The 11250-nt window shown below is 72.4% G+C and carries 9 protein-coding genes; 4 read left to right on the top strand and 5 right to left on the bottom strand.

All coding sequences use genetic code 11. The annotated features are described in order from the left end of the window. Window positions 1-519, top strand: a 519-nt coding sequence (locus M8542_RS40285) for an HNH endonuclease signature motif containing protein (protein ID WP_257925643.1), incomplete at its 5' end; no start/stop codon positions are given. A gap of 904 nt (window positions 520-1423) precedes the next feature. Here the strand turns inward: M8542_RS40285 and M8542_RS40280 are convergent. The 3 genes from M8542_RS40280 to M8542_RS40270 form a co-directional block, all read right to left on the bottom strand. Further along, the gene (locus tag M8542_RS40280; protein ID WP_257925642.1) at window positions 1424-3229 is read right to left on the bottom strand and encodes a flavin-containing monooxygenase; all 1806 of its coding nucleotides are present in this window, start codon (window positions 3227-3229) and stop codon (window positions 1424-1426) included. A gap of 88 nt (window positions 3230-3317) precedes the next feature. Next, window positions 3318-4490: a GAF domain-containing protein gene (locus M8542_RS40275; RefSeq protein WP_257925641.1), complete on the bottom strand. Its 1173-nt coding sequence runs from the start codon at window positions 4488-4490 to the stop codon at window positions 3318-3320. Window positions 4491-4570: 80 nt separating this feature from the next. Further along, window positions 4571-5314 carry a zf-HC2 domain-containing protein gene (locus M8542_RS40270; protein WP_257925640.1) on the bottom strand — a complete coding sequence of 248 codons (744 nt, stop codon included), beginning with the start codon at window positions 5312-5314 and terminating at the stop codon, window positions 4571-4573. 148 nt (window positions 5315-5462) lie between these two features. On the opposite strand from M8542_RS40270, the gene M8542_RS40265 reads away from it, so the two are divergent. After that, window positions 5463-6458 (top strand): TerC/Alx family metal homeostasis membrane protein, encoded by a 996-nt coding sequence (locus tag M8542_RS40265; protein WP_257925639.1) that lies wholly within the window; start codon window positions 5463-5465, stop codon window positions 6456-6458. Here the strand turns inward: M8542_RS40265 and M8542_RS40260 are convergent. Further along, window positions 6438-6854 carry a VOC family protein gene (locus M8542_RS40260; RefSeq protein WP_257925636.1) on the bottom strand — a complete coding sequence of 139 codons (417 nt, stop codon included), beginning with the start codon at window positions 6852-6854 and terminating at the stop codon, window positions 6438-6440. The two genes, M8542_RS40265 and M8542_RS40260, sit on opposite strands and share 21 nt — an antisense overlap. A 22-nt stretch (window positions 6855-6876) precedes the next feature. Here M8542_RS40260 and M8542_RS40255 point away from each other — a divergent pair, with 22 nt between their 5' ends. Then, window positions 6877-7542 (top strand): GntR family transcriptional regulator, encoded by a 666-nt coding sequence (locus M8542_RS40255; protein WP_257925635.1) that lies wholly within the window; start codon window positions 6877-6879, stop codon window positions 7540-7542. 23 nt (window positions 7543-7565) lie between these two features. Continuing rightward, entirely contained in the window at window positions 7566-9125 is a 1560-nt protein-coding gene (locus tag M8542_RS40250) for an FAD-dependent monooxygenase (RefSeq protein WP_257925634.1), read from the top strand. A gap of 3 nt (window positions 9126-9128) precedes the next feature. On the opposite strand, the gene M8542_RS40245 is transcribed toward M8542_RS40250, so the two are convergent. Next, window positions 9129-11069: a DNA/RNA non-specific endonuclease gene (locus M8542_RS40245; RefSeq protein ID WP_257925633.1), complete on the bottom strand. Its 1941-nt coding sequence runs from the start codon at window positions 11067-11069 to the stop codon at window positions 9129-9131. Window positions 11070-11250 lie beyond the last annotated feature (181 nt).

Genomic DNA, 11250 nt, shown 5'->3' with positions numbered 1-11250 from the left:
ACCCCCGACCTGCCCACCCAAGCCGGCGAACGAGCCCACGTCATGGTCACCATCCCCCTGCAGAACCTGACCTCCGGCCTCGGCACCGCCCTGCTCGGCGACACCGGCACCCTGAGCGCGGCCGAAGCCCGGATCCACGCCTGCGACTGCAAACTCATCCCCGCCGTCCTGGACAGCGCCAGCGCCCCGCTGGACCTGGGCCGCGCCCGTCGCCTGATCCCCACCAACCTCCGCAACGCCCTCTACCTGCGTGACCGCGGCTGCGCCTTCCCCGGCTGCCACCGCCCACCACGGCATTGCCAGGGTCACCACATCCGGCACTGGGCCGACGGCGGCCCCACCGACCTGCACAACCTGGCGTTGATGTGCGCCCACCACCACCGGCTCCTGCACCGCTCCGGCTGGGAAGTCCGCATCGCGGCCGATGGGCTTCCAGAGTTCTTACCGCCGGTCTGGTTGGACAAGCGCCGACAACCCCGGCGCAACAACCTCCACCAACCCATACCCACCGCAGCCTGAACAACCGAACACGGGACAGGCCCGCAGCCACCGGCTACGGGCCTACACCCACGCCCACAACAGCCTGGCAGACCGCAGCGCGGCCCACCGCGCCTCGCCGAGCGCAGCCAATCGGTTCCCGTCCCGGCGGATCGCAGCGCGGCCCAGGGCGCCTCACCATCGAGCACCGGCGCAGCCAACTGGTTGCGCCTGGGCGGATCGCAGTGCGGCCGAGCGTGCTTCGCCATCGAGCACCGGCGCAGCCAATCGGTTCCCGCCCCGGCGGATCACAGCGCGGCCCAGCGCGCCTGCCATCGAGCACTGGCGCAGTCAACTCGTTCCCGTCCCGGCGGATCGCAGTGCGGCCGAGCGCGCTTCGTCATCCGGCACCGGTGCAGTCAACCGGTTCCGCTCCGGCGGGTCGCAGTGCGGCCGAGCGTGCTTCGCTATCGAGCACTGGCGTAGCCAACGGGTCCCGTCCCGGCGGGTCGCAGTGCGGCCGAGCGTGCTTCGTCATCCGGCACCGGTGCAGTCAACCGGTTCCCGCCCCGGCGGATCACAGCGCGATCCAGCCGATTTCATCCCGCCGCCGTTGGCGGCACCCATCCACGCCGTCTCGGAGTGGCAATTCACCCCACCTCGGCCGAGCACACCGCGATCGAATCCCGCCGCAGCCACTCGCACCAGGCACCTGCACTCCCACCCCAGCGCAGGCGGGCGGCTTCACCTCACCCAGGCGGAAAGCTGCCGGCGGCAGCCATCCACGCCGCTTTCGACAGGCACTTCACCCCACCCCAGCCGAGCACAGCGCGATCCCGCCGCAACCACAAGCCGGCACAGCAGATCCGCCAAGACTCGGCCGGGCGAGGACAACCCCACTCAGCCGAGCCGTCCGGACCCCAGACACCCCAGCCAAAGCAGCCGGCTAAGCCAGATGATGCACCTCCTGCAACCCATAAACAGGCGTAGGAATCCCCTCAGCACGAGCCTTCAACTGCAAAGCCAGATAAAGCGAATAATGCCGAGACTGATGCAGATTCCCCCCATGAAACCACAACCCCTCCTGCTGAGTCGGCTTCCACATGTTCCGCTGCTCGCCCTCCCACGGTCCCGGGTCCTTCGTCGTGTCCGAGCCCAGGCCCCACACCTTGCCCACCTTGTCCGCGACCTCCTGGCTGATCAGATCCGCCGCCCAGCCGTTCATCGATCCGTACCCCGTCGCGTACACCACCAGGTCCGCCGGCAGCTCCGTACCGTCCGACAGCACCACCGACGTCGAGGTCAGCGACTCCACCTGGCCGTGCGCCAGCTTCACCGAGCCGTCGGCCACCAGGTCCGCCGCGCCCACGTCGATGTAGTAACCCGAGCCCCGGCGCAGGTACTTCATGAACAACCCCGAGTCGTCGTCTCCCCAGTCGTGGCGGAAACCCGCCTGCTCCAGGCGCGCGTAGAACTCCTCGTCACGCTCCTTGATCGCCGCGTACACCGGCTGCTGGAACTCGTGCATGATGCGGTACGGCAACGACGCGAACGTCAGGTCCGCCTTCTGCGTCGTCATCCCCGCCGCCAGTGCGCGCTCCGAATACAGGTCGCCCAAGCCCAGGTCCATCAACGACGCCGACTTCACGATGTGCGTCGAACTGCGCTGGACCATCGTCACGTCCGCGCCCGTCTCCCACAGCGCCCCGCAGATGTCGAACGCCGAGTTGTTCGAGCCGATGACCACCGCCTTCTTGCCGCGGTAGGCGTCCGGGCCCGGGTGCTGGGAGCTGTGGTGCTGCTCTCCGCGGAACTGGTCCTGGCCCGGCAGCGACGGGATGTTCGGCTTGCCCGACATGCCCGTCGCCAGCACCAGCTGCTTCGGGCGCAAGACCACCTCGGTGCCGTCGCGGTCCAGGACCACCGTCCACTCGCCGTCTTCGTACGACGCGCTCTTGCACGTCGTCGACGACCAGTACGTCACCTCCATGACCTTCGTGTACATCTCCAGCCAGTCCGCGATCTTGTCCTTCGGGGCGAACACCGGCCAGTTGCGTGGGAAGTCCAGGTACGGCAGGTGGTCGTACCAGACCGGGTCGTGCAGGCACAGCGACTTGTACCGGCCCCGCCACTGGTCTCCCGGCCGGGCGTGCCGGTCGACGACCACGTGGGGCACGCCGAGCTGACGCAGCCGGGCGCCGAGGGCGATGCCGCCCTGGCCGCCGCCGATCACCACCACGAACGGCTGGCGGGTGGTCCCGAACGACTCCTCCGCCTGCCTCGCCTCCGCCCACGTGACGCGGTCCGGGTTGGCGCCGTGCTCCGCGCCCATCGGCCGGGCCGTACCCAGGGGCTCCTCGTGGCCCTTCAGCTCGTACAGCGTCGTCAGGAACGTGAACGCGCCTTCGTCGTTCAGGCGCAGGTGCCCGCGAGCCCGGCCGGCCGCCGTCTCGAAGCCGATCCACGCCTCCACGATCCCGTCGGCCTCGGTCGGCTCCTCGGTCGCGTGGAAGCCGGTCGCGTCGGTGCTGTCCATCGTGGCCAGCAGCAGATCCTTGACGCCGTCGCGGTTTTCGACCGTCTTCAGGTTCCAGGTGAACGCCACCAGGTCGCGCCAGAACGACGTCGTCGCGAAGAGGGCCGCGGCCCGATCGGCGTCCCGGGCCGCGAGCGCGGCCTCGAAGTCGGCGAGCCAGGCGTCGACGCGCTGCCTGGCACCGACGGCCGCGGCCGGTTCGAGGGTCTGGGTCATGAGCGGACCTCCCCGTTCGGGCACCGTCTTCGTCGGCGGCGCGTTCAGCGCAGCCAACCCCGGCCGGCCCGGCCGCGAAAGGGTTGCCTCAAGGTTGCATCAGCACGACGTCGACGTCCGGCGCGATCCGGTACGGCCGCGCCAGCAGCAAACCGCCGACCAGCTTGCGCAGCCGTGACAGCTCGGCGCGCACGGTCACCAGGTGCGTGCGGTCGCAGTAGAGCGCCTCCGAAAGCTGCGCGGCCGACACCCCGGCCGGGCCCGCGGTCGCGATCAGCCGCAGCAGGTCCGCCTGCCGGTTCCCGAGCGGGTGCGTCCACCGCGCGGACCCTTCGACGATCGCGCGGGGCGGGTCGAACTCGAGGGTGAGCTTCAGGGCCTCGCGCCGGCTCGGCCGCAGCAGCCAGCCGCCCGGCACGGGCTCCGGCTCGCACGCCCCGACGCCGCGGACGGCGACCGGCACGCCGGGCCGGGGCGCGGCGACCCGGTCGATCCCGGCGACCCCGCTGAGTGCCGCGACCCAGCCGTGGTCGTCGACGACGAGACCGGGGCCGCGCAGCAACGGACCCGAGAGCTGCCGAAGGGCTTCGAGCCGGGCTTCGTGACGCTGCCGCAAAACGGCTTCGGCGAGCCGCACCGACGTCCCGACCAGGGCGACCGTCATCGGGTGGACCGTTTCGGCCGGCCCGCTGACGTCGACGATGCCGAGCAGCTCACCGGTCCGCGGGTCGTGCACGGGGTAGGCGGTGCAGGCCCAGGCGTGGTGCGAGCGCACGAAGTGCTCGGCCGCGAACATCTGCACCGGCGCGGCCTCGGCCAGCGCGGTGCCGATCGCGTTCGTCCCGATCGCGGGCTCGGACCAGGTGGCGCCCTCGGTGAAGCCGAGCGAGTCGGCCCGGTGCCGCACGCCACGCGCGCCCTCGCGCCACAGGACGACCCCGTCGGCGTCGGTGACGACCATGAGGTGACTCGTGTCCTCGGCGACCGACGTCAGCGCGCCGCGCAGCTCCGGCAGGACTTCGTGGATGCGGCAGGTCGTCCGCCGCCGTTCGACCTCGGCGGTGTCCAGGGGATCGGGTGCGGGCGGCCGGTCGGGATCGACGCCTTGGGCGGCGACGCGCCGCCAGGACCGTTCGACCAGCCGGCGTGGCGCGGACCGGGGTGACCGGCCGGCCAGGACGGCGTCGTGGATGCCGGCGAGCAGCCGGGCGTGCCCGGCCACGTCGGTGCCGGGCCGGACCGCGCAGACTCCTTCGTCCACCGCCACCTCCTGGGCCGTGGCTTCACGGTAACCCGGGGGAGCGGGGTCGGGGCAACCTCGACGCAACCCCGGCGGCGCGCTCAGCTGGTGAGGCGGGCGGCCGAGCCCGGGAGCTCGCGGTTCGCCTCGTCCAGGCCCGACGCCACCGACCGGCACGAACCGCAGCCCGCGATGTGGTCCGCGATCACGCTCGCCCGGCGCGGGGACAAGCCGCCGCGGACCCACGCGCCCATCCGGCGGCGAGGCTCCCGGCACACCGGCTCCTGCGCCTCCGGCACCTGGACCTGCAGGTACGCCTGCCGCAGCCCCTCCCTCGCCCGCATCGCCAGCGCCGCGACGCTGTTCGGCGTCAGCCCCAGCAGCGGCGCCGCCTCCGTCGGGGTGTCGCCCTCGGCCTCGGTGCGCCAGAGCACTGTCCGCCAGCGGCCTGGCAAGGTGCAGTAGGCCGTCCACACGAGCCGCTCGTGCGACCGGTGCAGGGCCAGCTCGTCAGCGCCGCTCGCGGCCGGCTCGGGGACCGTCTCGCACAGCTCGACGCGGCTGCGCTGCCGTCCCCACCGTGACACCAGGTTTCGCATCGTCACAACCAGGTACGGCCGGAGGTCCCCGTCCGGCCCGCCGCCCGCGCACACGACCGCCAGCACCCGGGTGAACGTCTCGGCCACCAGGTCGTCGCCTTCCGCGGGCTGCCGCGCCCACGCCGCCGCGATCCGGCGCAGCGGCTCGGCGTGCCGGCGGAACAGGGCGCCACCGGCGTCGAGGTCACCCGCGCGGAGGGCGGCGAGCAGCACGGCGTCCGGCGGCTCCTCGGCGGTGGTTCCCATCGGCGTTTCTCCGTGACCAGGCGGCACCCCAGGCAGGGGTACGGGAGTCTACGCCCCGCGCGCCGCAGCCGTCCACAATGGACTTCGGGATGCGCGCGGGCGGACCGGCCCTTACGATCGCGGCAGGTACGCGGGAGCGGGGGAGCGGATGGGGATCGGCGTCGGCACCTGGCTCGTCACCGTCGGCGTCATCCTGGCGCTGCTCGCCCTCGACCTCGTGGTCGCCGCGCTCCGGCCGCACCGGGTCGGGTTCGGCGAGGCCGTCGCCTGGTCGGTGGGCTACATCCTCGTCGCGGTGGCCTTCGGGGTCTGGCTGACGCTGGCCCACGGCGGCGAGTTCGGCACCGAGTACTTCGCCGGCTACATCGTCGAGAAGAGCTTGTCGGTCGACAACCTGTTCGTCTTCGTGATCATCATGACCACGTTCGCGGTGCCGGAGGAGCACCAGCACAAGGTGCTCACGTTCGGCATCGTCCTCGCCCTGGTGATGCGGGGGATCTTCATCGCACTCGGCGCGACGCTGCTTTCCCTGTTCTCCTTCATGTTCCTGCTCTTCGGCCTGCTGCTGATCTACACCGGCGTCCAGCTGTTCCGGCACCGGAACTCCGACCCGGACATCGAGCACAACGTCGTGGTCCGCACCGCGCGGCGCCTGCTGCCGGTCTCCGACACCTACGACGGCGGCCGGCTGACCACCCGCGCCGGCGGCAAGCGGCAGGTCACGCCGCTGGTGGTCGTGCTGGTCGCGATCGGCGGCGTCGACCTGCTGTTCGCCCTCGACTCGATCCCGGCGGTCTTCGGCGTGACCGAGGAGCCCTACATCGTCTTCGCCGCGAACGCGTTCGCGCTGCTGGGCCTGCGCGCGCTGTACTTCCTGGTCAAGGGCCTGCTCGACCGGCTCGTCTACCTCTCGGCCGGGCTCGCGGTGATCCTCGCGTTCATCGGCGTGAAGCTGATCCTGCACTGGGCGCACGTCGACCTCGACCCGCGGGTGCCGGAGATCGCGACGCCGGTCAGCCTGGCGGTGATCATCGGTGTCCTCGCAGTCGTGACCGTCGCGAGCCTGCTCAAGACCCGGCGGGACCCCGGCGCCAAGGCCCACCCCGGGTCGCTGCGCGGCTCGTCAGACCGCGAAGACCTGTGAGTCGTCCGCGAAGGCCTTGAACTCCAGGGCGTTGCCGGCCGGGTCGAGCAGGAACATCGTCCACTGCTCACCGGGCTCGCCCGCGAAGCGGACGTACGGTTCGATCACGAACTTCGTCTCCGCGGCGCGGAGGCGGCCGGCGAGCGCGTGGAACTCCTCGACGGTGAGGATCAGCCCGAAGTGCGGCACCGGGACGTCGTGGCCGTCGACCGGGTTGTGGACGCGCTCCGGTCCGCTCGGCGCCAGGTGCGTGACGAACTGGTGGCCGTGCAGGTTCCAGTCGACCCAGGTCTCGGCGCTGCGGCCCGGCTCGAGGCCGAGGACTTCGCCGTAGAAGCCGCGGGCGGCGGCCAGGTCGTCGACGGGCATGGCGAGGTGGAAGCGGGGGATCATCATGTCTGAATGTTAACATTGCGACATGAACAGGAGCGAAGGCGTCGTGCCCGCCCGCCGGCGCGGGCTGGCCGACGAGGTCGCCGACCGCGTCCGGGACGCCGTCTTCGACGGGGTCTACGCGCCGGGCAGCCAGCTGCGCGAGGTCGAGCTGGCCGAGGCGCTGGGCGTCAGCCGCGGACCGGTCCGGGAGGCGCTGCTGAAGCTGGAGCGCGAGGGCCTGGTCCGCAGCGAGTGGCACCGGGGCGCGACGGTGACCGCGCTGTCCGATGTGGACGTCGCCGAGCTCGACAGCCTCCGCGCCGCGCTCGAGCAGCTGGCCGTCGGCCTGGTGGTCGACCACGCACCGGACGACGCCCTGGCCGCGATCGACGCGGTGGTGCGGCGGATGGAGCGGGCGGCCGACGAGCACGAGATGGTCCGCTGCGACCTCGACTTCCACGACGCGGTCTACGCGGCGGCCGGGCACCGGCGGCTGCGCGAGGCGTGGCAGGCGATCCGCTCCCAGGTGCACCTGTTCCTGCTGACTCGCATCGGGGTCGAGACCGACGGCTACCTGGCGGGCATCCCGGCCGAACACCGGCAGCTCGCCGACGCGCTGCGGGCCCGCGATCGCGAGCAGGCGCTGGAGCTCTTCGCCGCCCACCGGCGGCACGCGGCCGACATCCTGCGCGGCGCCGGCCGGGACTGACCGCCGCGTTCGCTACCTTGGTGGTGGGAGCACCCCGGTTCCGGGTGAAGGCGGTGGGGGAGATGGACTTCGACGTCGTGGTGGCCGGCGGCGGCCCGGTGGGCCTGGCGCTGGCCGGCGAGCTGCGGCTCGGCGGTGCGCGCGTGCTGGTCCTGGAGCGGGAGACCGCGACGCCGCGGTCCCGGTTCGGGTCCATGGGCGCGCGGGCACTGAACACGCCTTCGGTGCACGCACTGAACTTGCGCGGGCTGCTGCCCGCCGTCGAGCGGGCCGCGGCGATGTGGGTCGGCCCGGGTGCGGTGCCGCCACCGGAGGCCCCGGCAGGCGAGCGGCCCGAGGTCTTCGCCGGGCACTTCGCGGGGATCGGCATCCGCGCCGACCGGCTGCGGCCGCCCGGGCCGGGGGAGGAGTTCCTCGGCGCCGGCGTGATCGCCCAGGCCGACCTGGAAGCGATCCTGCGCGAGTGGGCGGCCGTGGAAGTGCGGTCCGGCGCCGAGGTGACCGGGTTCGACGCCGACCCGGCGGGTGTCACAGTCCACATCGGACAGAGCACGGTCCGGGCCGGGTGGCTGGTCGGGGCCGACGGCGGCCGCAGCACCGTCCGGCGGCTGGCCGGGTTCGCGTTCCCGGGCGTGGACCCGGTCTTCACCGGCCGGCAGGCGGTCGTCGACCTCGACGACCCGGGCAAGCTCACCGCGGGCGGCTGGCAGCACGGCGAGCACGGGTCGTACGTCGTGGGTGGCTGGGCCGACGGCGACGGCCCACCCCGCGTGCACACCGTCGAGTACGAACCGCCGGCCGAGCGCGACACACCGGTGACGGCGGCGGAAGTGCAGGCGAGCCTGCGGCGGGTCAGCGGCACCGACGTCGTGGTGACGAAGGTGCACGTCGCGACGCGGTACGCGGACACGACCCGCCAGGCCACGACGTACCGCCGAGGACGGGTGCTCCTGTGCGGCGACGCGGCCCACGTGCACTCCCCGGCCGGTGGCCAGGGCCTCAACCTGGGCCTCGGCGACGCGGTCAACCTGGGCTGGAAGCTGGCCCTCGTCGCGCGCGGGCACGCGCCCGAGCCGCTGCTGGACACCTACACCCCGGAACGGCACCCGATCGGGGCGTGGGTGCAGCGCTGGAGCCTGGCCCAGACGGCGCTGGGCGCGGCCCGCGGGCCACGCGCCGACGCACTGCGCGAGGTGATGACCGACCTCCTGGACACCCCGGACGGGGCGACCCACGTCGTCTCGAGCATCGGCGGCGGCTGGCAGCACTACGACCTGGCGGGCGACCACCCGCTGGTGGGCCGGCGGGTGCCGGACCTGGCGCTGGCCGACGGAACGCGGCTCGCGTCGGCGTTCCGCGACGGGCACGCGGTGGTGCTGGACGCGGGGCTCGGCGCCGGTGCGGTCGCGGCGGAGTGGGGCGACCGGGTCGAGGTGGTCACCGGACGGCCGCTGGCGTTCCCGGACCAGCCGCTGGCGGCGCTGGTCCGGCCCGACGGGTACCTGGCGTGGATCGCCGTCGCCACGCCGGACGACGCGGGGCTGCGGACCGCGCTGACGACGTGGCTCGGCCCGGCGGGCTGAACCTCAGAGCACCAGGTCCGCCGCGCCGCGGATCTCCGTGGCCTCGGTCGTCGACTCCAGGCCGGTCAGCGGGTCGGCGTCGGGCAGCGTGCCGAACGAGAGACCGGTCAGCGTCTCGATGCGGCGGACCGGGACCTGGTAGGTGCGGTACGCGCCGTAGCTGAACTCGGCCGCCACCTCGAGGCCCTTGATCAGGGACTCCTGGCTCAGCAGGTACGCCGTCGCCGAGAGCGTGCCGTCCGCCTTGACCATCGCGACGACCTTCCAGAACTGACGCGGCAGCCGGGCGCCGCGGTACTGGTCGTCGTCCTCGGCCAGCACCGGGCCGGTCACCACGCTGACCTTCAGCTCGTGGTTGGCGGCGTTGTTCAGCACGTAGTCCTCGAGCCCGGCCCAGGTCGTCTTGTTCTGGTTGAAGTCCTTGTGCTGGGGCGAACAGTTCGTGAAGTGGAACGTGTCGTCGTTGCCGAGCTGGGCGATCGCCGCCGTCGCGCCCCACGCCGGGTCGAGACGGCGGACCAGGTGCCCGCGGTCGAGCGGGTTGGCCCGGTAGATCTCCTCGCCGAGCTGCTCGCTCTCGGCCACCCGCGGGTCGAGCGACCAGTGGTCCGCCTCGCGGCGCAGGGCCTGGCTGGTGCGCCCGTCGATGTTGACCGCGGTGAAGAAGGCCAGCGCCCGCTCCTTGTGCATGACGACGCTGAAGTGGTGGTACGGCAGGACGTAACGCGGTTCGGTGGTCGCCTGCCGGTTGATCGCCGCCAGCGGCAGGAGCGCGTCGGGCAGGGTGGGCAGGCCGACGGTGTGCCCGGGCAGGAAGCCCGGGTCGTAGCCCTCGCGGTTCGAGTAGTCCGGGTCGATCCGGCCGGTCTCCTCGGCCGCCGCGGGTTCGGCACGCAGCCGGATGTCGACCGGCATGGTGAGGGTGAGCACCTGCGGCGCACCGTCCGGCACCGGCGTGCGCGACGCCCGTTCCGGCCGGGTGGACAGGCGGTCGAGCAGGGCCTGCCGGTCCGCGGGGAACGGTTTTTCCGCCAGGAACTTCAGCAGTTTGCTGACCCGGATTCCCTCGTTCAGGAAATTGCCGAACTCGGCGTGCCCGTCCGCGCGGACACTCGCGTGGTGCAGTGCGACGACTTCCCACTGGTCGTTGAACACCGGCGAGCCGGACGAGCCGGGTTCGGTGTCGGTCTCGTAATGCAGGAAATCGTCGAGGACGTCCACGACCCGGTTTTCCCGCAGGGCGACCTGCTTCTTGCCGCCCTGCGGGTGCTGGACGATCGTGACGAAGTCGCCGACGATCGCCTTGCCTTCGGTGCCGATCAACCGGTTGAAGCCGAACGGGCCCAGTTCGCCGTCGGCCGCCTTCACCGCGACCAGCGCGAAGTCCAGGCCTTCGTCGGCGACGAAGAAGCGGTCCGGGTCGAGCCCGAACGCCCGCACCGGCAGCGGCAGGCCGTCGACGCCGTCCTGGTAGTCGAACTCGATGACGCTGAACCCGGCCGTCGCGGCGTCCGGCAGCACGTGGTGGTTGGTGAGCAACAGCTCCGGCGATACGAGCGAGCCGGTGCCGTACCCGACGAGCCGGCCGCGCTCGTCCCGGATGTTGACCCGCCCGACGGCGGCCGCGGCCGTGACACCGCCTTCGAGGTAGCCGACGCCGAGGAGGTCGTCGGTCAGGATGATCCGCTCGAGGATCGCGCCCGCGGCGGTCATCGCGGCCGGCTCGCCGGCGGCGATCGCGGCCGGGCTGACCGGCCGCACGTCGGGGTAGTACCGGCCGAGCCGGTCGATCCGGGTGGCCACGCGGCTCGGCTCGTCGGCCTGGGCGATCCCGCCGGGCCGGCCCAGCAGCGCGATCTTGGCCCGCCGCTGGTCACCCCGCCGCGCGGCTCGGGCGGCGACGGCGTCCTGCAGTTCGGACGGCCGTTCGGTCCTGACGTCCACGATGCCTCCCGGGTGCTTTTCCGGCGGTGCGGAAACACCGCGTTAGTCGGCTTCGACCGGAATGCGTTACAGGATTCCCGGATGTTCTTTTTCAGGTCGGTGCGCGTTCTTTTCGCCGCACTCGGCGGAATGGGGAAAATAACCGTCGGCCGCTTCGGCCGGCCGCGTCCGGTCGTGCGAC

Source organism: Amycolatopsis iheyensis, assembly GCF_024703995.1.
Classification (GTDB): domain Bacteria; phylum Actinomycetota; class Actinomycetes; order Mycobacteriales; family Pseudonocardiaceae; genus Amycolatopsis; species Amycolatopsis iheyensis.
Note: the sequence above shows the minus strand (reverse complement) of the source record. Positions and strands in the feature narration are given on the sequence as shown.

Excerpts from the sequence above, each read along its gene's own strand:
- M8542_RS40280 (WP_257925642.1), bottom strand. The coding sequence starts at position 3,229 with ATGACCCAGACCCTCGAACCGGCCGCGGCCGTCGGTGCCAGGCAGCGC.
- M8542_RS40270 (WP_257925640.1), bottom strand. The coding sequence starts at position 5,314 with ATGGGAACCACCGCCGAGGAGCCGCCGGACGCCGTGCTGCTCGCCGCC.
- M8542_RS40265 (WP_257925639.1), top strand. The coding sequence starts at position 5,463 with ATGGGGATCGGCGTCGGCACCTGGCTCGTCACCGTCGGCGTCATCCTG.
- M8542_RS40260 (WP_257925636.1), bottom strand. The coding sequence starts at position 6,854 with ATGATGATCCCCCGCTTCCACCTCGCCATGCCCGTCGACGACCTGGCC.
- M8542_RS40255 (WP_257925635.1), top strand. The coding sequence starts at position 6,877 with ATGAACAGGAGCGAAGGCGTCGTGCCCGCCCGCCGGCGCGGGCTGGCC.